This is a genomic window from Crocosphaera sp. Alani8 (assembly GCF_038442745.1).
Taxonomy (GTDB): Bacteria; Cyanobacteriota; Cyanobacteriia; order Cyanobacteriales; family Microcystaceae; genus Crocosphaera.
In genome coordinates this window covers 1-23,076 of record NZ_JARVCN010000422.1, presented here as the reverse complement: position 1 = coordinate 23,076, position 23,076 = coordinate 1, and the positions used below count along the sequence as shown (strand labels likewise).

At 37.2% G+C, this 23,076-nt stretch carries 28 protein-coding genes; 12 read left to right on the top strand and 16 right to left on the bottom strand.

What is annotated here, in order from left to right; translation table 11 throughout:
- Window positions 1-198: 198 nt before the first annotated feature.
- From P9B04_RS20660 to pdxA, 14 genes are all read right to left on the bottom strand, one after another.
- Window positions 199-861: a Na(+)/H(+) antiporter subunit B gene (locus tag P9B04_RS20660; protein WP_342056855.1), complete on the bottom strand. Its 663-nt coding sequence runs from the start codon at window positions 859-861 to the stop codon at window positions 199-201.
- Window positions 858-1,400 (bottom strand): DUF4040 domain-containing protein, encoded by a 543-nt coding sequence (locus tag P9B04_RS20655; protein WP_342056854.1) that lies wholly within the window; start codon window positions 1,398-1,400, stop codon window positions 858-860. Before P9B04_RS20655 ends, P9B04_RS20660 begins: the two co-directional genes overlap by 4 nt.
- Before the next feature lie 18 nt (window positions 1,401-1,418).
- Entirely contained in the window at window positions 1,419-1,694 is a 276-nt protein-coding gene (locus tag P9B04_RS20650) for a monovalent cation/H(+) antiporter subunit G (RefSeq protein WP_342056853.1), read from the bottom strand.
- Between the two features lie 35 nt (window positions 1,695-1,729).
- Window positions 1,730-1,981, bottom strand: a complete 252-nt coding sequence (locus P9B04_RS20645; protein WP_342056852.1) for a hypothetical protein — start codon at window positions 1,979-1,981, stop codon at window positions 1,730-1,732.
- The gene (locus tag P9B04_RS20640; RefSeq protein ID WP_342056851.1) at window positions 1,978-2,367 is read right to left on the bottom strand and encodes a Na+/H+ antiporter subunit E; all 390 of its coding nucleotides are present in this window, start codon (window positions 2,365-2,367) and stop codon (window positions 1,978-1,980) included. The genes P9B04_RS20645 and P9B04_RS20640 overlap by 4 nt, the downstream gene beginning before the upstream one ends.
- 53 nt (window positions 2,368-2,420) lie before the next feature.
- Entirely contained in the window at window positions 2,421-3,881 is a 1,461-nt protein-coding gene (locus P9B04_RS20635; RefSeq protein ID WP_342056850.1) for a cation:proton antiporter, read from the bottom strand.
- An 18-nt stretch (window positions 3,882-3,899) separates the two neighbouring features.
- A complete protein-coding gene (locus tag P9B04_RS20630) occupies window positions 3,900-4,244 on the bottom strand; it encodes an NADH-quinone oxidoreductase subunit K (protein WP_342056849.1) in 345 nt (114 codons plus the stop codon).
- 9 nt (window positions 4,245-4,253) lie between these two features.
- Window positions 4,254-4,856 carry a TMEM175 family protein gene (locus tag P9B04_RS20625; RefSeq protein ID WP_342056848.1) on the bottom strand — a complete coding sequence of 201 codons (603 nt, stop codon included), beginning with the start codon at window positions 4,854-4,856 and terminating at the stop codon, window positions 4,254-4,256.
- 14 nt (window positions 4,857-4,870) lie between these two features.
- Window positions 4,871-5,278, bottom strand: a complete 408-nt coding sequence (locus P9B04_RS20620) for a phosphate-starvation-inducible PsiE family protein (protein ID WP_342056856.1) — start codon at window positions 5,276-5,278, stop codon at window positions 4,871-4,873.
- Window positions 5,279-5,452: 174 nt separating this feature from the next.
- Complete coding sequence (locus P9B04_RS20615; RefSeq protein WP_342056847.1) at window positions 5,453-6,820, bottom strand: cation:proton antiporter; 1,368 nt, start codon at window positions 6,818-6,820, stop codon at window positions 5,453-5,455.
- A 90-nt stretch (window positions 6,821-6,910) separates the two neighbouring features.
- On the bottom strand, window positions 6,911-8,671 hold the full coding sequence (locus tag P9B04_RS20610) for a SulP family inorganic anion transporter (protein ID WP_342056846.1): 1,761 nt from the start codon (window positions 8,669-8,671) through the stop codon (window positions 6,911-6,913).
- A 390-nt stretch (window positions 8,672-9,061) separates the two neighbouring features.
- Complete coding sequence (locus tag P9B04_RS20605; RefSeq protein WP_342056845.1) at window positions 9,062-10,510, bottom strand: GTP-binding protein; 1,449 nt, start codon at window positions 10,508-10,510, stop codon at window positions 9,062-9,064.
- Between the two features lie 82 nt (window positions 10,511-10,592).
- Complete coding sequence (locus P9B04_RS20600; protein WP_342056844.1) at window positions 10,593-12,698, bottom strand: EAL domain-containing protein; 2,106 nt, start codon at window positions 12,696-12,698, stop codon at window positions 10,593-10,595.
- 165 nt (window positions 12,699-12,863) lie between these two features.
- A complete protein-coding gene (gene pdxA, locus P9B04_RS20595) occupies window positions 12,864-13,967 on the bottom strand; it encodes a 4-hydroxythreonine-4-phosphate dehydrogenase PdxA (RefSeq protein ID WP_342056843.1) in 1,104 nt (367 codons plus the stop codon).
- Window positions 13,968-14,122: 155 nt separating this feature from the next.
- On the opposite strand from pdxA, the gene petM reads away from it, so the two are divergent.
- From petM to P9B04_RS20575, 4 genes are all read left to right on the top strand, one after another.
- Window positions 14,123-14,236 carry a cytochrome b6-f complex subunit PetM gene (gene petM / locus P9B04_RS20590; protein ID WP_007306142.1) on the top strand — a complete coding sequence of 38 codons (114 nt, stop codon included), beginning with the start codon at window positions 14,123-14,125 and terminating at the stop codon, window positions 14,234-14,236.
- 154 nt (window positions 14,237-14,390) lie between these two features.
- Complete coding sequence (gene psb28 / locus P9B04_RS20585; protein WP_342056842.1) at window positions 14,391-14,762, top strand: photosystem II reaction center protein Psb28; 372 nt, start codon at window positions 14,391-14,393, stop codon at window positions 14,760-14,762.
- 29 nt (window positions 14,763-14,791) lie between these two features.
- On the top strand, window positions 14,792-15,151 hold the full coding sequence (locus tag P9B04_RS20580; RefSeq protein ID WP_342056841.1) for a TMEM165/GDT1 family protein: 360 nt from the start codon (window positions 14,792-14,794) through the stop codon (window positions 15,149-15,151).
- Between the two features lie 13 nt (window positions 15,152-15,164).
- Entirely contained in the window at window positions 15,165-15,446 is a 282-nt protein-coding gene (locus tag P9B04_RS20575; protein WP_342056840.1) for a TMEM165/GDT1 family protein, read from the top strand.
- A 24-nt stretch (window positions 15,447-15,470) separates the two neighbouring features.
- On the opposite strand, the gene P9B04_RS20570 is transcribed toward P9B04_RS20575, so the two are convergent.
- Window positions 15,471-15,734 carry a DUF3146 family protein gene (locus P9B04_RS20570; RefSeq protein WP_342056839.1) on the bottom strand — a complete coding sequence of 88 codons (264 nt, stop codon included), beginning with the start codon at window positions 15,732-15,734 and terminating at the stop codon, window positions 15,471-15,473.
- Between the two features lie 332 nt (window positions 15,735-16,066).
- Between P9B04_RS20570 and P9B04_RS20565 the strand changes: the two genes are divergently transcribed.
- The gene (locus tag P9B04_RS20565) at window positions 16,067-16,966 is read left to right on the top strand and encodes an amino acid ABC transporter substrate-binding protein (RefSeq protein WP_342056838.1); all 900 of its coding nucleotides are present in this window, start codon (window positions 16,067-16,069) and stop codon (window positions 16,964-16,966) included.
- 412 nt (window positions 16,967-17,378) lie between these two features.
- Window positions 17,379-17,753, top strand: coding sequence for a hypothetical protein (locus tag P9B04_RS20560; protein WP_342056837.1), 375 nt, complete (start codon window positions 17,379-17,381; stop codon window positions 17,751-17,753).
- Between the two features lie 294 nt (window positions 17,754-18,047).
- Here the strand turns inward: P9B04_RS20560 and psb30 are convergent, their stop codons facing one another.
- Window positions 18,048-18,167 (bottom strand): photosystem II reaction center protein Ycf12/Psb30, encoded by a 120-nt coding sequence (gene psb30, locus P9B04_RS20555; RefSeq protein WP_342056836.1) that lies wholly within the window; start codon window positions 18,165-18,167, stop codon window positions 18,048-18,050.
- Window positions 18,168-18,300: 133 nt separating this feature from the next.
- Here psb30 and P9B04_RS20550 point away from each other — a divergent pair, with 133 nt between their 5' ends.
- The 6 genes from P9B04_RS20550 to P9B04_RS20525 all read left to right on the top strand — a co-directional run.
- On the top strand, window positions 18,301-19,833 hold the full coding sequence (locus tag P9B04_RS20550; protein WP_342056835.1) for a SagB/ThcOx family dehydrogenase: 1,533 nt from the start codon (window positions 18,301-18,303) through the stop codon (window positions 19,831-19,833).
- Between the two features lie 137 nt (window positions 19,834-19,970).
- Window positions 19,971-20,543: a ribosome maturation factor RimM gene (rimM, locus tag P9B04_RS20545; RefSeq protein WP_342056834.1), complete on the top strand. Its 573-nt coding sequence runs from the start codon at window positions 19,971-19,973 to the stop codon at window positions 20,541-20,543.
- A 295-nt stretch (window positions 20,544-20,838) separates the two neighbouring features.
- Complete coding sequence (locus P9B04_RS20540) at window positions 20,839-21,189, top strand: STAS domain-containing protein (protein WP_342056833.1); 351 nt, start codon at window positions 20,839-20,841, stop codon at window positions 21,187-21,189.
- Window positions 21,190-21,244: 55 nt separating this feature from the next.
- A complete protein-coding gene (locus P9B04_RS20535; RefSeq protein ID WP_342056832.1) occupies window positions 21,245-21,658 on the top strand; it encodes a Mini-ribonuclease 3 in 414 nt (137 codons plus the stop codon).
- Window positions 21,659-21,666: 8 nt separating this feature from the next.
- On the top strand, window positions 21,667-22,545 hold the full coding sequence (gene rlmB / locus P9B04_RS20530; RefSeq protein WP_342056831.1) for a 23S rRNA (guanosine(2251)-2'-O)-methyltransferase RlmB: 879 nt from the start codon (window positions 21,667-21,669) through the stop codon (window positions 22,543-22,545).
- A 245-nt stretch (window positions 22,546-22,790) separates the two neighbouring features.
- On the top strand, window positions 22,791-23,076 hold a 286-nt coding region (locus P9B04_RS20525; protein WP_342056830.1), incomplete at its 3' end, for a hypothetical protein.

The window sequence follows — 23,076 nt, the reverse complement described above, 5'->3', positions numbered from 1 at the left end:
GGTCTGTAACCTTGAGAGGGTGACTGTTATAGCTCTTATTCAGCAAACCCTAATTCATTTAGCTAAACAACAATACCTGAGTTCAGTGTTAGGGGTTAGGAGTTCTAAATTGAGTCTTTTGTTACTCGATAAATAATAGGTGTCTGAGGGTACCAATTTTGGCAAGTTCTGTATAAATCTTCCTATGTCGAACTCAAGTTACAATAAGCCTCGATAACGAATAAAAATTAATATTACCGCCCACGATCCCAAAGCTACTTTAATAGCCACTAAAATATTGAGGATAGGGATAATTCCCCCACTGATCAAGCTTCCCATATCTCCATAGGGCAACTCGAAACCGACTAAAGTGATCACTGCCAAGACAATGAAAACAAGCACAGACACCTTTTCCCAGGTAGATGCGTGCCAACGTTGATAAATTTTTTGCATCCATTCTGACGGGGATGTGATAGCCACTAACCCGATCGCTGTTCCCCCTGCCACACCTGCAGCAAAACCCCCTCCTGGGCTAAGATGTCCTCTTATGGCTAGCTCAATGCTAACTAAAGCAGCAATGGTGGCACCCAAACGTGCCAGAATAATAGAGGGTTGATCGTTAAACTGATGCACAAGGGTTAGGGGTTGTTCGTTGGACAGAAGAAAACGAACCCCCATCACCGATAGGGTAAAGACAACTACCTCAAAAATAGTGTCATAAAGACGATTTCTAAAGATGATACCTGAGACAGTATTGGGAACTCCGCTATCTTGTACGATAGTCTCAACAATAGATAAATCTACTACCTCAGCCATCGGGTTAGGCATAATCAATATTTTTACGTAAAGTGCAATTCCAGCAACAAGATAAACCCATTTCATGACTGTTTCTCCTTGATATCCGAGAGGTTAATGTGAGTGATTGAAGACGAAGATAGTTCTGATTTAATAATTTCGTAAAGTCGCTGAATTCTGGTTACTGTGTGATAAGTGTAATCGTATTCTGCTTCTTTCTGACAAGTTCCATGAATTTCTTGCTTTTCTAATGCCTGATGCAGTTCTTTTTCGTCTTCATAAAAAATTAGCTCTAACCGTAGGTGATGTTGATTTAAAATCGTTTTAAAATTATTTATTAATTGCTGAAACTGCTCCGACTCTTTGCCTTCTCTTTCTATCACCCCTAAACGCATTACCATTGAAGAGCGAACAGCAACTCCATAAAGGGTAATTGCTAACATTGTTCCCACCAACGCTTCCGTTAAAGCCACATCGGATGCGCCAAACATAGCATAAACTAAAGCGGCAACCGCGCCTAAAATCCCCCTGATTACTAGAGCGTGATAAGGGTTAACTTGTACAACAGTCAAACAAGCAGAAAGGGGTAGTAAAGCTGTAATTACATATAGATAGATGTCATTCATGTTACTGATAAATAATGATTATTGCTGATCTTCACTACTAGAACAATAGGCTAAAACATAACCTAAGACAGTGTTCCAGATAGCTAAAGAAATCAGTGCCAAAATAAGTAGGGGCCATTCACTGGGGATCTTTAAAAATAGTCCAAAGATAATGCTCATTGAGCCCAATGTATCAGCAACAGAAAGACTATGGAGTTTATATAAAACGGAACGATTTCCCACCAAAGGAAAGGTTCCCCAAAACCAAAAAATTAGACCGATAGTGATACAAAAATAACTCAGGTAAGTAATCATAGATTTAAAACCGTATTCTAAAGAGGGGATAGTTTCTAGGTGGCTTGTATTCGTTTCAAAATTTGTGCCAATAACATCAAAGAAGCATTGCCTAAACTAAGGATAAGAACCCCCACAAGACCAATCATCCAATCATCTCGTAAGACAGAAATCATCAGAATCATGATCGATGTTTTGCTGGCAATGCTAGAAAAAGCTAACATTTTCTGCCAAATGTCGTTGTCTTGCCAAGCTTCATACATGGGAATTAATAAAGCCAAAATCATAAAAATTAAAACTATGCTCATGACGTTTTTTTCCTCTGAATACGATGTACTTCATACAATCCTTCTTCGTGATATTTTAACACAATTGTTTTGGGAGTAAACGTGATAATAAAAATATCCAAGAAAATTAATCCAGGAGTTCTTCCCGGTTTAACCCGTTCCATTTTAATTCTTTCCTGTTTGTGAGGAATTAACATGATTTGAATAGCTTCAAAATAAGCTTGGGGAATAGCAATTAAAACTTCTACTAATGCCCGAAACCAGTCTTGTAATTTTCCGATAGAAGTTAATTTACGAGGTAATAATACACAAACAATCGCACCAATTATAATATTAGCTAGACTAATATCAGAAGTGAGCAAAAACCAAATGGTTAGCTTGAGTAGCAAATCTAAATAAGAAATCATAACAACATTTATCAGTTTTTTAAAAGTGGAACAATTTTCAACAGATTATTTACTTACCCAATCACCTCCCTAAAACCTGGCAATAATACCAACAAAAATAGAAACACTAACATAAGAATCATCACCCCTATCAGATGATCAAACTCTTCAGCAACGCGGGGAAGTTTAACCATGACTTTCTGGAAAATAAAGCCATAAGCTAACCATCCAATAAAAATAGTGATTAGAGGTTTAATTGTATTTTTGATAGTGTAAGCTTCGTAGTAAATTCCATTGGCAATAATTAAACCACCTAACAATAAAGTCATCGCTACCCAAAATCCTGAGTTTACTTTACTGTATCCTTTAACTTCGTGGGGTAAAAAGATAAATTTAGCAAAGGATATAGCGGTTCCTAAAGCAGCAACATTCATGGCAATAACTTGCCAGGGTAAAAGACTCTTCATGGTTAAAACTTTTGCTCCAAACCCCGATAATAAAGGAAACCCTGAAATAGAAAAACTGGCTATCACTAACGCAATCCAAATAGGTGTGGCCATAGGTAAATGTTTTAACTCTTTAAGGTTACGACTGGGTAAAATTCCTGCAATCAAAAATAGAGCAGACTTAACCAATCCATGAGTTAAAGCGTAAAATCCACCTACCTCCGGTGCTGCTAAAATAAAGCCTATCTGAGAGACTGTATGGAAAGCTAACATCCGCTTACTGTCTTTCTCAAACACAGCGTAACCTACCCCTAATAACGCTGTTCCTACCCCAAACATCCGTACAATGGGATCAACTTCACTGACGATTAATGCACAACGGACAAGGGGATAAACACCCGCTTTTATCACTACCCCCGATAACATTGCCGAAACTGGTGTCTCTGACTCAGAATGGGTTAACGGTAGCCATAAACCTGATACGAATATACCACCCTTAGCCAATAGTCCCAGAAAAATAAGGGCGATCGCTTCTGGTGGAGCTCCTTTTAACCCGGCAAAACCGAAGGAATTATGGGACTGATATACTAATACTGTTCCCACCAAGTAAAATAACATGGCAGTGTTGCTGACAAACAGGTAACGCAACGCCACCCATATCGAGCGATCGCTTCTCGGATAAGCGATTAGTAAAAATGCTGCGATACTTATTACTTCTAGAGCAACATATAAACTAATAAAGTCAGCACAAATAAATGAAGCATTAACGCTTCCGTGTAAGATAATAATTTGAGTATAAAAAAATGCTGTTTTGTTGTCGCTCTGCCAACAGTAAAAAAGTACAGCTAAGGTAACTAAAGCATTAGTAAGAATAAAAAAGCCACTTAGGTTATCGATTAGGAGAATAACCCCAAAATTATCCAGTAAACCAAATTCCAAATCCGATTTTAAATTAAATACAGTTAATGCGTACCCCAGAGAAAAAACTGCAACCCCCAAAGCCAGGTATCTAGATATTTTGGGAAATAGATAAATACTAAATCCGATGAATAAAGGTAAGGCGATCCAAATAATTGTTAGGGCTTTCATTAGGGGGTACTTTTGTAACTAATTCTTGGTAAGAGTGTTATTCTTTTCTATTTCTTTCGTTGCCAAAGTGGGATTATTTTGGGCTAATTTCATTGCTCCTACTAGCATTAAAGCTTGAATGGAAAAGCCGATAACAATAGCAGTTAAAATAACAGCTTGGGGAACAGGATCTGCATAATTTTTGTCAGCGACACCGTTTAAGATAGGAGTGAACAAACCACTCCTTGACGATACGATGACATAGTAAGCAATAACTCCTGTACTCATCACATCCATCGCAATAATTTTCATCATTAAATTTTCTTTGAAAATTATACCGAAGAAACCGAATAAAACTGTTGCAAAAATGAAAGCTTCTAACATAACTATTAACTACAAGATTAGGTATAAAGGAAAAATAAGTAAAAAACTCCACTCCCAGTAAGTAGGATTAATTAATGATACGAAAATAGAAAATAACGATACGAATGGTTCAATTAGACTTTCTATGCCAATTTTTACGCTCTCCTTTTTTTCTAGTGTAGAGTCTATTAGACGGTTACTCCTAGACGCATACCACCAACTTAGAGATGAAAATAAACCAACTAACAATAAGTTAAGACTATAGAAAATTTGTACGTAATTGTTTAAACTATAGATATTAATAAGGTCGTTAGTGTAGGGAATAAGAACAACAAACATTAATGACAGTAAATTAAGCCATAGATGAATTGTGTCTGTTTTTTTATAGTGAGTGAATTGTTGTAAATTACTGAACCAATAAAAAGCAATTAAAATAAAGGTGCCTAAATAAATATAAAGTGCCGGCAGTTGAGCAATTAAAAATTCTTTAATTTCTTGGCTTGATAGCTCTGATTCAACATTTGGTAAGTCAAATTGCAATACCATTAAGGTCATTGCTAACATAAAAATGCCATCGGAAAGTCTCTTTAAACGTTGTAAAGATTGTGTTTCGCCTCCATTTTCTTGATTCATATTGCCCTCTATTCTTAATTGCTTTTATGGTTAACGAAACGGATAATGGCGTAACTAGCAGCTAAAGCTAGACAAGCAAATGCCAGAGCAATCAAATCGTTTTTAGCGTATTTTGAAGGGTCGAAAATAATAATTTTCCTAGCAACTGCTATCAAGGCGGTTACAACAACTAATTCCACCTGGACAATATGTTTCCTCAGATAAGCTGTAATGTTCTCCAATAATTCTAAGGCAATTAATATGTTGAGGAATAAACCAAAAATCTCTATTAAAGTTTTATTAAAAAAACCAACTGGTTCAGCACTAAATAAATCCCTAATTAATACCAAAGTCAAATCAAATAAAGAGACCCCAATCACCAGCACTAAAGCAACAGATAAAATTTTAGAAACAGCATTTTCAACAAAGTGAATGCCGAGCATAAAATTATCATCTTTCAATAATTTGATTGCCTGAGTTATAAAATATATAAACCTGTTTTTAGATGGGTTTCTTTTTGGCATTTTGACTTTTTTTACCATCATTGGGTAACTATTGTATCATACCAAGAATAAAAAAGGGACAGTTATCGGGTAGATTTAGTCCCTTTTCTTACCTCAGTTAGCTGTATCGGCATTTTGTAATTTTTCAGCAGTTTCAGATGGTTCTTTAAAGGCAAACCTTAATAAAGGAGGTGCAATGAAAGTTGTAAGAATAACCATAACAATAATGGCTGCTTCTAAGGACTGACTTAACACCCCACTAGCTGAACCAATTCCTGCGAAAACTAAACCAACTTCACCCCGAGGAATCATCCCAAAACCAATAGCTAAACGGTTCACTTTGTCTTGACCTACTACCGTCCATCCTGTGATTAGTTTACCGATGATCGCTACTACAATCAAAAAGGTGGCAATAATTAAACCTTCTCTATTTTCGGCAACAAAGGGATTGAGTACCCCTAAATCAACTTTTGCTCCTACACTAACGAAGAAAATGGGAACCAAAATATCAGCAATGGGAATAACCTGTTGATCCAATTCTTTGCGTTTATCGGTTTCATCTAACACTAAACCAGCTGCAAACGCACCTAAGATAGCTTCTAGTTGAATGACATTAGCTAAAAATGCCATAAAGAAAGCAAAAATCAAAGCAGGAATCACTAATTTTCCGCGAGTTTGCAATACTTCAGAAACAGCGACAAAGGACTTATTGAAGAAATTTCCTAAGAAGATGGAACCCAATAAAAAGACCGTGGCACTAACAATCAAATAGATGACATTAACCACATCAACTGTACCTGTTTTAGCTAAACTAGCTACTACTGCTAAGACAATAATTCCCAAAACATCATCAATAACCGCCGCACCAACAATGATTTGTCCTTCTTTTGACTTTAAATAACCTAATTCAGACAAAACTTTGGAGGTAATACCGATACTGGTGGCGGTTAGAGCTGCACCAGCGAAAATGGCAGGAATAATAGGTACATTAAACAACAACATTAGGCCCACAGTACCGGCTGCAAAGGGAGCAACTACCCCCACAACTGCCACAATAGCTGCCTGATAACCTACTTCCTTTAACTCTCTAATGTCTGATTCTAAACCAATTTCAAACAGTAGAATAATTACCCCAATCTCAGCCAGAACAGAAACAACTTCGCTCTGGGTATTAAACACTTCGGGAAGAGCTTCAGGGGTCACACCACCTACCAATTGTAAGGCACTCATTAATACTGAGTCCGTCGCCGTTGCACCGCTTTCTGGGAAAACTAATAGATGTAAAGCCGAAGCCCCAACGAGAACACCTCCTACTAATTCCCCTAAAACAGGGGGCAAATTGAGGGCTCTGGAAATTTCTCCCCCTAATTTACTTGCTATATAAATAACAATTAAACTGAGTAAAACACTGGCTAAAATCATCGGGCCATAATTGGCGGCCGTTTCTGTGGCTAATAATGGAATGGGTGGACTTATGAGCATAATTTTTGATTAAGTGGACAATTTTTTAGGCAAAACTGGCAGAGAAGAAAAGAGGGAGACGCTTAAATTATTATTGGTCTCCGATGTTCTCTACTTAGAAACGCTATCGCCGTAAGCAACCCCATTACTAGGGTTGGTATCGTCTTCGGGGAAGTGAGAACCATTGATTCCCATTTGCTTCTGAATTTGTTCAATTGTGTATCCGTTAAGACTGGCAACTGCTAACTGTAGAGCTGCAACACGGGTTTTGACACGGTTTTGGTGAGGAACCCGATCTAAGATATTGAATTTTTGCAGTCTTTCTTTGAGCTTACCTTCCCCACCGACGATAAATACTTCTAACCCTTTAGCATAAGCATCATCGATGGTTTTCTCAAGGGCTAAGGTCGCAGTTACACCAAGTAAAGGAACGTGGTTTAGGTCGATTACCAACATCTTATAATTGTCTAAGATGTTTTGACGTTGGGTAATGGCTTTAGATGCGCCGAAACTCAATGGGCCCCCTAAGTCAAGTAATAATATACCACCTTTGGCCTCTTTCATTAGGTTTCGCGATTCTTGGGTAGCGAGGCGATCGTCTTCTGGGTGATCGATCGCTTGAACACGGTCTGCTTGTAGGTCTGCTAATTTTTCGATGGTTAAAATATTGGCAACGAATACTCCTAAACCAACCGCAGTGATTAAGTCGTAGAAGACGGTGAGCAACATTACCCCGTACATGATAGCTGCGGCTTTCCAAGACAGTTTATGGGCGCGGTTGAGAAACTTCCAGTCAATAATATCGATACCTACCTTAAAGGCAATACCTGCTAACACCGCTAGAGGAATGTTTTGGGTTAAGGGAGCAGCCCAAAGTACCACAACTAAGAGGATTAAAGCTCGGGACAAACCAGATAGGGCAGTGCGTCCTCCGGTTTGAATGTTAACAACGGTTCCCATGGTTGCGCCAGCACCAGGTAAACCACCGCATAAACCAGAGACTAGATTAGCTACACCTTGACCGATTAATTCTTTGTTGGAGTTGTGTTGGCTTTGGGTTAAACTATCAGCGATCACTGCGGTTAATAATGCGTCAATACAACCTAACATCCCTAAAACCAAGGCATCGATAATCATAATCTGAACTTGGTCTGCGGTGAAAGTAGGCATGACTAGAGTGGGAAGACCTGCACTAAACTCAGGGATAGTCTTAATGCCTTGCCCCGAGAAAAAGAATAACGAAACTAGGGTACAACCAATTAAAGCCACTAACTGAGGTGGCACAACCTTTTTCAGTTTTGAGGGCATTAAGAATAATACTGCTACGGTTAATACCCCTAAGATTGCTTCTCCTGTGTGAGCGCCGAGGCTATTAATAACGGTGGGGGCATTTTGTAAAGCTCCAATCACACCGCCTTTGGGGTTAGCAGTTCCTAAGAGTGGTCCAAACTGCAACACAATTAAAATTAGCCCGATGCCGGACATGAAGCCGGAGATTACGGTGTAGGGCATCAGGGTGATATATTTACCCAGTTTCAAAGCACCGAGGATGATTTGAAAAACCCCTGCTAACATGACCACAGTAAACGCCATGTATAATCCCTGTTCAGGGTTATCTGCGGTCAGTTTTGTAATAATAGCTGTCATCACAACGGTCATCGGACCGGTGGGTTCGGATATAAGGGTGGGGGTTCCTCCGAATAAGGCGGCGAAAAATCCGATCAGGACTGCCCCCCATAAACCAGCGGCTGGACCTGCACCAGAGGCAACTCCGAAAGCCAGAGCCATAGGAAGGGCAATCACCGCTGCGGTTACCCCGCCAAATATGTCACCCTTGACATTTCTAAAATGAATACGATTTGTTATCTGCATTGATTTGTTATCTACATTAATGAATGTTAAGTTTTGCTTAGATTTTTCTCATGTTTTGATTGTATGTGAGTCATGCCGTTTGGTGAAAGATCTCCGTAAATATATGGGCAAAAGTTAATCTATAAACAAGAGGGTAAAGGGTCAGGAGTCCTATGAATCCTAAGCTTTAACCCCCAATACGTTTAGAAGTCTGTTGCTGATAGCATTATAGACTAAATTCTATTTGTTTTATTTTAATCATAGTCTAATTACTATAGAAGATTACAGCAAATTTTAAGGATTCGTCAATACCTTAATTGTTAATTTTTTTAATTCTTAATAAAAGTTTGTCTTATGCTTGGCTTTTGGGATAATAAAGGATTTAAAAGTTTATTGACGGAAAGATATAGACTATATACCGTCAAAACCCCTATTTTGCTTTAATTTTGACCTTAATTCTTCCTTGATGCGATTCATAATCGAGGTTTTATCCAAAGATAATAAAATCTGCTTCGCTGCTGTTTTCGGCCCTTCTGGTCCCCAAGCAGCCCCATTAGCTAAATAGCGTTTAGTTACTTGACCGATGGCGTAACAGGAAACGCCGGCGACGCTACCTTGAGTCATGGCAATAGAAAGATAGGGAAGTGCTGATAAACCTGCTGTGGTAGGAATCATTAATCCCAACATTCCTTTGAGAGAACTTAAACCCAGAGAGGTAAGCAATTCGCTTGCACTAATGCCCCCCATACTGACTCCAATTTTTTGTAAAAGGGCGATCGCTCCTTGTTGGGTCATGGGGATACTATAAAGATGGGACAAGGAAAGTATCATGGCTACGTCTACCACAGCCCCAGTGAATAAATCTACCACTGTCACTGGATTTAAAGCGATGGTGGTGGCTTTGATTATGGTTGCTTTTTGAATGAGTTGGTTAGCGGCCTTTTCCCTAATGGCCAATTTACGGGCTACGATTTGCTCGTTAACTTCATCGGCGTATAGCATTGTATTAAGAGCAACTAAAGACTTGCCTTCTCGCTGGAGGATCTCTAATATTTTTAGTTTTAATGTTTCGATTTGAGGCTTCCCTTTGCTTTTTTTCTGTTTTAAATTACCTTGCTCATCTTGAGTAATTTCTGTTACTAAAGGAGAGGCTGCAACCATCACAATTTCATCGGGGGAAAGCAAATCCTTAACTCGATCATTTTGTATTTTTTGATAAATGGCTAAGCGATCAGTTTCTGGATATTGATCAATTTTGTTAAATACCAAAACAATTGGTTTTCCTGCTTCCCGTAACTGGGATAAGGCGGAGAATTCTACCTTAGTCATGTCCCCTGAAATAACAAAGAGAATTAAATCCACTTGTTTAGCTGTACGACGGGCTAAAATTTCGCGAATTTCTCCATTTACCTCATCAATACCAGGGGTGTCAATCAACTCTATTTCTGACTGTCCCCAACCGGATAGAGCTATTGTTTGCAGACCTTGTATATCACTATCTTGTTGTAGTTTCCATTCTGCTGTGTCGATGGTTTGAGTAACTCCGTGCAACGGTCCAGTATTAAAAAGAGCTTTGCCCAATAACGCATTTAAAACGGAAGATTTGCCCTTACCTACCATGCCAAAAACAGCAATCTGCACCCGAGAATAGTCCAGTTTCTCTAGCATTTTTGTTAAGGTATGTAATTCGGTTTCTAAACCAACTTTTTCCCGATAGTTTAAATCTAAATTGTTAACTAAATGTCTGAGACTTGTTTGGGCTTGTTGATAGTTTAATTGTTCTTGAATTTCATCAAAACGCCCTAAAGCTTCGTCTAGGTCTTGAGAATCCCAGGAGTTATGATAGCTTGCTTCAGACATGGTTCACTCTTCAATTAGCTAACTAAAGTAATCGTAGTTAACTACAAAAGTAGCATATTTTAATTATACTACGTTGTAATGATTAACAAAAAATGTTCTGCTCCTGATAAACCGTGAGGAATTCTGTTGCTTGATCGGAATTTAGAGGGTGGCTTAATAAGTAGCCCTGAATTTCTAGGCAATCCAACTTTTGCAGTATATCGAGTTGCTTCTGATTTTCAACCCCTTCTGCAATCACCCGTAAATCTAAACTGTTTCCTAAAGCAACGGTAGCGGAAACAATAGCACTTGTTTCTGGGTTTTCTGTCAAATTCTGAACACAATCCTGAGCAACTTTGAGAGTTGTAAAAGGAAATTTAGGGAGATGATTGATACAAGAATAACCAGTTCCAAAATCATCCATAGAAATATAGACTCCCATACCCCTTAATTTCTGTAGAGTTTTATTAGCTAAACTTATATTTTTCATTAACATAGACTCGGTTACTTCTAACTCTAACCACTGAGGCTCTAGTCCTACTCTTTCTAATGTGTTCTTGACTATTTCAATTAGGTTAGGTTGCTGTAACTGTTGTGTAGATAAATTAACTGAAATTTTCACAGGAGTTAAGCCCATTTGTTGCCATTTTTTGTTCTGTTGACAGGCCGTTTCTAGTACCCATTCTCCTATAGGAACAATTAACCCAGTTTTTTCTGCTATGGGAATAAATTTATTTGGCTTAATAAAACCCAGTTCAGGATTTTTCCAGCGAATTAAAGCCTCCAAACCATAAATTCGACCCGTTTTAGTATTAATTTGAGGTTGATAATATAAAATAAGTTCTTCATTTTTAATAGCTTGATTAAGTTGATTTTCTAAAGTGAAGTTTTGACGAATTTCTAAGCCCATTTCTGGGTTATAAAATTGGTAATTATTTCGCCCAGATTCTTTGGTACGATACAGAGCAACGTCGGCATTTTTGAGTAAAACTTCTACCTCTGTTCCGTCGTGGGGATAAATAGAAATTCCTATACTACATTTAAGATAAATTTCGTGTTCTTCTATTTGTAAGGGATGTTCAAAAGTTTGAAGTAATCTTTGGGAAAACTTACCTGCTTGTTCGGGATTTTCGATTTCTGAAAGAAGCACTACAAATTCATCTCCCCCCCAGCGACAGACAAAATCACTCTTTCGTATCTGAGATGTTAAACGTTGAGCAAAGTATTGTAAAATTTTATCACCAATGTTATGACCTAATGTATCATTAATACTTTTAAAACTATCGATATCAAAGAATAAAATAGCAAATAACTTTTGGTGTCTTTCAGATTTTTTAGAAATTAAGGAAATATGTTGATCGAAGAATACTCGGTTAGGTAATCCTGTCAAACCATCGTGAAAAGCACGATACTTTAATTCATTTTCTGCTTTTTTGCGCTGAGTGATATCAAAAACATAACTTCTAATCAGTTGCTCTTTTGCTAAGTAATGGATGTGCTGTTCAAAACTTTGATCTACTAGATCAAATTCTCGGATTACTAAACTCCCGTTATTATAATCTTTTTGGTTAATCAGTCCTTGCAGTAAAGGATGTTTAAGTTGTTTTTTCTGTAAATCGGGAAATTTTAAATTCGCAGAAGGATTAAAATAAGTAATGCTTCCTTGATAATTAATTTCAACAATAGGAATAGGGCTTAATTCCACAACAGAAGCAAGATTTTTTATCTCTACTAGGGTTGATGCTTGTTTGGCACTTTGACTAATTTGTGTTTCTTTAGAAAGACTACTTAAGTAAGAAACGGTACTATTAGACAATAAATCGGGGGATGATTTACTAGCAAATTCTCGATTTGTTTGTTCAACAATATAGTAGTGAGCTTTTACGTATCTAGTAAAGTAAATAATATCTCCGTGTTTGAGTTCGTACTGATCGATTTTTTCTCCATTAACCAAAACTCCATTTTTACTTTTATGTCCTTCCAAACTGCCATCAATAATAATATACGAAAAGTGACTATTATCTGTATATTTTTTGATTAGGGTTACATGTTGTCTAGAAATACCCTTAGCATTGACAAAGAGAGAGTTGTTAGGATCTCGCCCGATGGAATACTGCGGTTTATCTAAATAGAAAACTCTCTCTCCACTGGTTACATTAAATGTCAGTATATGTTGTATATTTTGTTCTTTTTCTGTTAGATAAAGCATAATTAGAGCCAAGCGGAGAAAAAATGATTTAACTATGTAGATCACTTCTTAAATTCATCCCTAATTATGAATGATTAATCCGTAATTCCAACTGATCTAAACCCCACTGAAAGAGTGATCATGATCACGGCAGAAATTTTACTCTAAAATTTCACTTAAGTAAATTTATGTTAATCTAGTTGTAGTTAATTCACTGGCTAACTGAATGGCTGCCTTAAGGCTGGTTTCCCTGGCGATGCCTTTCCCTGCGATGTCAAAAGCAGTACCGTGATCTGGGGAAGTCCGAATGAAGGGCAAACCGATAGTAGTGTTGATCGCTTGGTCAAAAGCCATCAATTTGACCGGAATTAGCCCCTGATCGTGATATAGTGCCAAGTAAGCATCCCCTAAGTTATTGATAGTTGATGTAGATTTATCTCTAGAGGGATCACCTGCTTGAAAAATTTTTGAGGGATTTCCGTACCAAGCTTTAGCGGGGTTTACCCACATGGTGTCAGGGGGAATCAAACCGACTATCTCTGCTTCAGGATATTGTATTTTTCTTGCTTCTAACCAGGGTAATAACCAGTCTTTTTCTTCTGTTCCCAATTGTCCATTTTCTCCACTGTGGGGGTTTAACCCTGAAATAACAATTTTAGGGTTTTTAATACCAAAATCTTGTTGTAAACAATTAATTAATAGATCTAATTTCAGAGACATCAATTGAGGGGTTAGAACCTGAGAAACTCGATTTAGAGGAATATGGGTGGTTGCTAATAAGCTTCGCAGCACCCAACCTGTATAGGGAGATCGCCCCACAAATAACATCCCAAATCGATCAATTTGGGATTTTTGGGCTAATACTTCTGTTTGTCCTGGATAATCGTAGCCAGCAGCTTTCCAACAAGATTTGGCAATGGGTGCTGTAACAATACCATCGAACTTTTTTTGGAGGGTGTGGGTGATTGCTGTTTCTAAGTAGCTAAAACTAGCTTTTCCAGTGGCTGCGTTGCCCTGTCCTGGCGTAATTTGGGTAAGGGTGTTAGAGTCTAGGGGAATATCAATGATAGATAAAGTGTCTGGCTCAGCTACGGGTTGTCCCTGTAGTAATAATTGCTGGTATGTTCTTTCTAACAGCGACTTGGTTCCTATAATTGTTAGATCGCAAGTTTCGGTTAGGTTACTATCAGCCAATGCTTTGAGGATAATTTCTGGACCAATACCCCCAGGATCACCCATAGTTAAAGCTAGATGGGTAGTTTTGCGCCTTGGAGAGTCTGGAAATTCCATACTTGTGATCTTACCCTCGTGTTTTACAATAGATATGGGACATTGGGATAATTTTGGCCAGAATTGACGAGCCTTCATTGTGATGGTAACTTCAATGATAAGCTAAAACTGTCACGCAATTTTTAATATTTATCCATTCAATTAGGAGAACAAAAATGACTGCTGAAAGTATGATGTTTAATGGTGCCGTTGTTTTAATGGTTTTGGTTCTTTTCGGCTTGGCTTGGGGTTTTCTCATACTCAAAATCCAAGGAGGAGAAGCTGAGTAAGCAAACAGTAGGGGGAGATAGCGTAATATAGTCTATTTATATTGTTTTCTCCCCAATTGAATCATAGTGTGTAGTTAGAGTCCTGGAATATAAGTTATACTTCTAACCCGATTTCATCCTTGCTGTTATTAATAAACTATTAAAAAAGTTAATTATGAGCGATATTACTCCCTCCATTGAATTTTTTGTGGGAATTTCTGAGGAATTAAGCAACGTAAGTTTACGGCGCGGTAAGCAAACAGGAATACGTAATGTATTAATGAGTTTTGAGAATTTAAAATCTTTAGAAAGGTTTAGAAGTTACACAACTCAAACTTATGGAGATTTACGTTTAATTGATTCAGAAGGGGAAATTAGCGTTACACCGTCTTCTCTAAAAATTATTTGGGGAGGAGATGAAGGAGACGAGTTAAAAGAAGTGAGATGCGGATTTGAAATTGGAAACGATGATCATTGGGAGCGTTTTATGCGCTTTATGGAGCGTTACGCAGAGGCTAATGGCATGGCTTATCAAAGTAGTAAATAATTAATTATTATATTTTCAACCAACACATTATGAATATCTCAGAAACAACTAACATTCAGAGTAATCAAAGTAATACACCTAAAAATAATCCTAAAAATAAAAAACCTTGGAGCTTTTGGACTGTTTTTGGTTCAACCTTCTTGACAATATTTTTAGCAGAAATGGGAGACAAAACCCAGTTAGCCACACTGTTTATCAGCGCACAATCTCAATCTCCTTTAGTGGTGTTTGCAGGTGCGGCGATCGCTTTAGTAGCCACAAGTTTATTAGGGGTTTTAATTGGTTATTGGTTAACCCGTCGTCTGTCTCCACAAACTTTGGATGTGGTAGTTGCTTTATTGCTGCTATTAATCACGGGTTTACTGGTAGGGGATATTTTATACAATTAGAGGGATTTTAATAATGGATTGGCAATTATTTGGATTAAGTTTCATTACTGTATTTTTAGCAGAAATTGGGGATAAAAGCCAATTGGCGGCTATTGCTTTGGGTGGAAGTTCTAAGTCTCCCCGTGCAGTATTTTTTGGCTCGATTGTTGCTTTAATTTTAGCTAGTTTCTTGGGGGTAATTGCTGGCGGAACTATCGCTCAGTTTTTACCCACTAAGGTATTGAAAGCAATGGCAGCAGTTGGGTTTGCGGTAATGGCTTTACGGTTACTGTGGCCAGAATCAGAGGAAAATTAAGCAAAATGAAGATAATTACCATGACTAAAGTTGCGATCGCAAGGTAAACTCGTAGTCCCCCCCGGGTTCTAGCTGATAATCAGATCGTTCCAAAAACCGTCCCAAAGGTTCATAAATTAAGGCACGACCAAGAGACGGTTGTACTAACAGTTGTCCCTGTCGAAAATGCCATTTAAACCGCCATTGGTATTGTGCGGCTCTAACTTCTCCTTCCATTTGTCCTTGTTGCCAAGATTGTTGAGTAATACGGACATAAGCAGTGGTTTTGGGCAAATTATGAGAACTCACAGTGGGGTTAATCCTTTATGTCTCTAAGTGTTTACAATAACAAATCTTTTTTATCTTGTCAGTAGAATTCGTATCATTACTGTAATAACTCAACCTGAGTTCGGTGTTGGGAGTTAAGTTTTTTTTGACGAGATAATCAGTGTTTGAGACTCCTATAACTTGACAAATTTTCTTATATCGAACTCAGGTTAACTCAAATAGAAAATTATAGGCAATAACAGAAAAATTGATATTTTCAATAAACATCAAAGTATTTTTAATAAGTTTTTGGTTGAAACTTAATTAACCTATTGGGAGTCTATATTCTTAACTGTGGTCTAAGGGAGAAAGTGATGAAAAAAAATTTTGTTTTATTAGCCTTAACATTATTATTAACAGCGACTTCGCAAGGGGCAAGTTTAGCTGGAGAAATTCTTGAAAAAATCAAACAAACTGGAGTCATTACCGCAGGAACCCGTAAAGATGCTATTCCTTTTGCTTATATTAATGAAGAGGGAGAATGGGTGGGTTATTCTATCGATGTTTTAGAGATTATTCGTCAAGATGTAGAAAAAAAATTGGGTCAACCTATTAAACTAAAATTGGTAGAAGTTACGCCTCAAAACCGTTTTGATAAAGTTAAAAATAGAGAAATTGATATCGAATGTGCTTCTTCTACTTTTACTTGGGAACGAGATGAAATTGTTGATTTTTCCGTTAGTTATTTTGCTAGTGGCACAAAAATTTTAAGAAAAAAAGGTAGTGACTTAGGTACAATTGACTCTTTAGCTGGTCGAAGAATTGGTGTAATTCCTAATACAACTAATGAACAAGCTATCAAAGTTCAACAACCTGCTGCTATTATTGTTCCTATTAAAGACAGAATCGAAGGGTTAGAAAAACTGAAAAGAGGAGAAATTGAAGCGATTGCCGGAGATGGTATTGTTTTGCAAGGATTAAAATTAGAAAACAATAATAGCGATCGCTTTGAGGTGGTTCCAGAATTTCCTTATATGTACGAATCTTATGCTTGTATGATTCCTCAAGACGAATCAGCTTGGCGAGGTATGGTAAATTATAGTTTAGTTAAGTTTATGGAAGGAATTATTAGCGATCAACCCGAACAAGTAGAAATGTATGAAAAATGGTTTGGGGATGAAACTGGGGTTGCACCTTATTCTAGAGAAGCGATTAATGATTATTTTCAAGGTATTGTTGATGGTTACGAGTGGATTCCTTTGATTAGTTATTAGTTTAATCAGTGAAAAGTTATCAGTTAATAGTGTTGTTTTTATTGATATTTAACCCTCTTATTTGAGGGTTTTTTTATATTTGAGACTCAAATATCAAGTTTTGATATAATTAAACTAAGTTAAGGTAAAATGTTAGAGTAATGAGAATCAAAAGTATTCGAGTTTGTAATTTTAAAAGTTTTAAAGACTGTACGATTAATTTTCATGATTTTATTGAAAATTTATTAAAGTAAAAATTTAGGTAATTAGTTATAAAAGACTATTTATCCTTGTAGAAAGTCCCGACGATGAAAGATTTATAAAAAAATTAATTGTCCCCTATTTTTACAGTAAGTATAACAATATTTCGATTATTAAATATGCTCAACCAAAATAAGAAAAAATAGAAAATTTTATTAATGCGATCAAATCAATGAAGGCTGATTATATTTATTTAGCGGATAATGATAACGCTACTTGTATCATTGAAAAAAAGGAAATCATTAAAAATAGATTTAACAACATTGATTGGAAAACTATTATTGTTGTCTGTAAAGAGATTGAAAGTTGGTATTATGCAGGATTAACTGAAGAAGAATTTAAGAAACTTGGTATAGAGAAACCCGGTAAATATAAAAACACTGATAATTTGATAAAAGAACAATTTAATCGGAGTATTCCGAAAAACTTTAATTCTAGAGTCGATTTTATGATTGAAGTCTTAAAAGCTTATAATCTAAATACTGTAATTAATAAACAAAGCAATAAATCATTACTCTATTTTATTGGTAAATATCAAATCAATTAAGAGATGTGAAATTATATCACTACAAGTTATGATGTTTTAGGGTAAGTAGATTCCTCGTACCTTGGAATGAAACCAAATCCGTTTGCCATACCCCCTTTTAAAATTGATAGCTGAAAAGTTCAAAACCCTTCTGCCCCCTGCCTCCTGCCTTTTCTAGAAGATAAGATGGGTTTTAAAACCAGATTTGGAATGACAATTGTTAATTGGTTAAATTGTTGAAGAAATACAAAAATACCTCCCTAAGACTAGGAAGGTATTAGTTAAAGAGGAAAAATCGAATTTTGATGTAATTTCCTATAGATCACCACCGCGAAACGCCAATACAGCGATAACGATGGGACCAGCAACAAGAATCAACCCAACAAAGGCTAATTGAAAAATCGGTTCTAAATTGAGGGCTGCTAATAACTCCATTATGTTCTCCTGAATCTACCCAATGAGTAATATTTAACGACAAAAAGGCCAAAAAAACCATAGTGCTTGAATAAGCCTACCATAGAAGAACGTTAAAATTAAAATAAAAGCAGTTAAAACTGAACTAACATTTATGCCCGATTTGTCAAACTCCATCGCCACCCACTACCATCAACGGACAAAGTACGATCCCAAAACCATTGCGAGTAAAAACAAAGGATTAGATTGGTCAAAACAGCCCATTCCTTTTAAAACCTATAAAATCGGCAAATCCTACGACCTGACCCCCTACATATCCACAAAACTGCCTGATGTTCCCCACGCTTTACAGTGGCGACGACTATCTCGCCTATTTGGTTGTAGTTATGGACTAACAGCTAAAATTCCGACGATGGGAACTCCCGTATATTTAAGGGCTGCCCCTTCCGCCGGTGGACTATATCCTGCGGAAGTTTATCTCATTTCTCGGGGAACCCCTTTGTTACCCCCCGGACTTTATAATTATCAACCCCAAAGTCACAGTTTATTGCATTTTTGGGATAGCGAGGTATGGGACAATTTACAAGAAGCTTGTGCTTACCATCAGGGGTTAGAAAATACCCAGTTAGCTATGGTAACAACCGCCGTATTTTATAGATCTTCTTGGCGGTACGAGGATCGCGCTTATCGGCGCATTTGTTTAGATACAGGTCATTTATTAGGTAACGTTGAATTAGCCTGTGCAATGACCGATTACCGTCCCCATTTAATCGGCGGTTTTGTGGATCATCTTGTTAACGAATTATTCTACTTTAATCCTGAAGAAGAAGGGGTAATTACGGTTATTCCTTTAACAGATTTGTTATCAGAAAACAGCGAAAATGTCAAAATATTTAAGCCCACAGTTTTACCTTCAAAGATCAAAGTAAACTATCCTGATATTTCTGACGGAGATTTATTACATTATCTCCATCAAGCTACGGAAATAAAAGAACTGGAAGGAAATGAATGTAAAGAAATAGAGAATCAAACAGACAATCTAGAAGACAAATATAATTTTCCTTTTTGTTTAAAAGTTTCCACAGAAACCACAGCTATTGACTGGGGAAATAACCTAGATTTCCTGGAAAGAACTATTTTAAAACGACGTTCCACAAGGGCTTATACAGGAGAAGAATTAACTCTGGAAGAATTAAATAAAATGCTACATTTCACCTATCAACCTCAAGATTACGTCACGCAAGGGTTTGATAAAAATCCCGACTATTTTGATCTAAGTTTGATCGAAACATTCGTAGCAGTTTCTGGGGTGGAAGGTTTGGAATCTGGTTGTTATTATTATGCACCCAAAGCACAAGAATTGAGACAAATTCGTTTCAAAAAATTTCGACGGGAGTTACATTATCTTTGTTTAGGGCAAGATTTAGGGAGGGATGCCGGAGCAATTATTTTTCATACTGCAGATTTAGAAAAAGCAGTCAAGAAATACGGCGATCGAGTCTATCGCTACTTACATTTAGATGCCGGACATTTAGGGCAAAGATTGAATTTAGCCGCCATACATCTCGAACTAGGAGTAAGCGGAATTGGAGGATTTTTCGATGATCAAGTCAATGAAGTTTTGGGTATTCCTGAAAATGAAGCAGTTGTTTATATTACAACTTTAGGACGACCTAAATATCAATAAAACAATTACTAAACAACAATTATCAAAGTTATAATTTAGAAAAAAGTAAGGGAAATTTATTGCTTTTTGGATTTACATCAACCTCTGAAATGGATTATAGTTAAAGAGGATCTAAAATTAGTCAAGCTAATAATAAAATGAAAAATAACCACAACAAATGGTTAGAAATTGGTACAATTGTTGCGCCAAGAGGGTTAAGGGGAGAATTAAAGGTTTTATCTAGTACAGATTTCCCTGAAAGATTTGAAATACCAGGAAAACGATGGTTGCAATCTAGTGAAAGTTGGTCTCCTCAACCCACTGAATTAATCAGTGGTAAATCTGTTGTTGGTAAAAATCTTTATATTATTCGCTTACAAGGAATAGAAAATAGAAATCAAGCAGAAAGCTTACGGGGTTATAAACTTTTAGTGTTAGATGAAACGCCACCAGAATTAGAGCAAGAAGAATATCATGTTTCCCAACTCATAGATCTAGATGTTTACGAGCAAAAAACAGGCAAAATAATCGGTAAAGTAGTGGATATTTTTACAGCCGGTCACGATTTATTAGAAATAAAATTAATCTCTGATATAGAAAGAGAAGTTAACCAGAAAAAAGAGAAAAAAGTGTTTATTCCCTTTGTGTACGAGATAGTTCCTGTCGTAGATATAGAACAGCGTAGAATAGAAATTAATCCCCCAAGAGGATTATTGGATCTGTCTCATTAATTAGTAAACAAAAGTAACAAAAAGTGTAAGTCAAACACTAAGTTTTGGAGGTTTCATAGGGATTTTCAATTGAGTGGAACAACCTAAAATTTAACTTCTGCCTTCTGCCTTCTGCCTCCTGCCTCAAAGCTAGAAAGTTTATAATCTATGCATAAGAAAACTGCTATCAAATCTTAAGAATAACTTTGCAATTCAATCGAACAATTATGGCTAACGTTAGGCTATAATGTCATTTTGAGCAAATTTTACAACTAAGGTTAAGGAGGAAGCCATTCCTGAGCAATTAAACCTAACAGTGAGTTTAAGGGGAACTCATGAAGTTAAAGGTAACTATCAAATTTTTCGATTAACTGGCTTGTTAGATGCCTTTTCTGAGCCTGTGTTTCGTAAAGTCGTTGGTCAACGGATCGAAGAAGGTCCCCACGACATTATCCTGGTGCTTTCTCAAATCGATTTTATCGACAGTTCAGGACTGGGGGCATTGGTACAGTTAGTAAAACAAGCCCAAACCCTAGAAGGCAGTTTACAGGTTGTCACTAACCCAAGGGTGACCCAAACTGTTAAACTGGTACGTCTGGAAAAATTCTTATCCCTACAAACAAGTTTAGAAGATGCGATCGCCAACTTGAAGAAACCGAAAAAATAGTTAAAATGTACATCAAATCTGTTCTGACTCACATCAACCTTCACTGTCTAATTCAATGAGTCACAGTCGTCCTGGGGTCTATTTTCAAGTCATGATGGAGGCAAAAGACTATGAAAACATAGATCGATTGTCCCCTGCTTTTTTGGCATACATAGGCGATGCTGTTTATGAACTTTACGTCAGGACTTGTTATTTATTACCTCCGCGGAAAATTGGGGACTACCACGATCAAGTTGTTGCCAAAGTTAGGGCAGAAACCCAAGCAAAAGCCCTGCAACAATTAACCCCTTATCTGACGACAGTGGAACAAGATATAGTCCGTAGAGGGCGCAATGCAGCCACTAGCTGTCCCCGTAGACTCAAACTAGAAATTTATCAACAAGCCACCAGTTTAGAAACATTAATTGGTTATCTTTATCTACAAGATACTCATCGCTTAAACGAGCTTCTCCACACCCTAATTAGTTAAATTATATTATGTCTAATAAACCAATTTCCCGAAGCGATCGCCGTTACTCTGGAAAACCTAAGTTAGCAAGCAGAAAAAACGTTGTTACCTCTAGTATTCAACCCAGGGAAAAACCAGAAACCCAAGAAAGGGACGACGATCTAATTTATGGTCGTCATTCAGTCTTGGCTGCCCTAGAAAGCGATCGCCAATTGAATCGTATTTGGATTACCAATAGACTACACTACGACCCCCGTTTTCACCATCTCATCCAGGCTTCAAAGACTAAAGGTGCAGTGATTGATGAGGTTTCGGGACAACGGCTTTCTCAAATCACCAACGGAGCCAACCATCAGGGGGTTGCCGCTCAGGTTGCACCCTACAGCTACCATGATTTGGATGGGTTAATTGCTCAAGCTAAGGCTAAAAGCGATGAACCTGTGATTGTCATTGCAGACGGTATTGCCGATCCTCAAAACCTGGGGGCGATCATTCGCACTGCAGAGGCTTTGGGTTGTCAAGGATTAATTATCCCACAAAGACGGGCGGCTGGTGTCACTTCTACGGTTTCTAAAGTAGCAGCCGGGGCGTTAGAGTCGTTTCCTGTGGCAAGAGTAGTTAACTTAAGTCGTGCTTTGGAAACATTAAAAGCAGAAGGGTTTTGGATTTATGGTGCGGTTTCTGAGGGAGGAAAACGATTACAAGACTTTAATTTTCGTGGTGCGATCGGTTTAGTTATTGGTTCAGAAGGTAATGGTTTAAGTTTGTTGACGCAACGCTGTTGTGATGAGTTAATTTCTATTCCTTTGGGGGGAAAAACTCCTAGTTTAAACGCTTCTGTTGCTGCCGCTATTAATCTTTATGAAATTTATCGTCAACGGTGGTCTGAAAAAGTTTACATTGAGTGAGGAGTTAGCAGTTAACACTGAGCAGTTAACAGTTATGATTATTGGTTTACCATCTTATCAACCTTTAAGTTTAGAGATGTTTCGTACTAATTGTTGTGCGATTTACATCTATTTTTGAATAGCAATTTCAGCATTTTGTACAGCTTCTTGATAAGTTTCTCAATCTGCTATAGATGTAGCTAATTCTGGAAATTCAACAATAAATGCTTTATCTTCGGAGATACAGGACTTAATCATGCTAAAATTTGAAAGTTAGATGTTTAAAACAGAGGTCAGATGCAAAAGCAAAAAAAGGAATTGAAAATTTAATTCCGAATGAGTTATTTACCAAAGATTTTTACACAAAAAAAACTGTTGAAGGTGACTATGGTGAAGAGAAAGAAATAGAAAACTTTGAAAAGACTGATTTCTGTAAATGGATATGTGAAGAAAGAAGAAATGCTAATGATTTTATTCACTTTGAAGAAATCGTTGACATTTTGAAGCTTCTCAAAAAGTCTGGGGGGACTCGCCGAAAGTTAGGGGACAAAG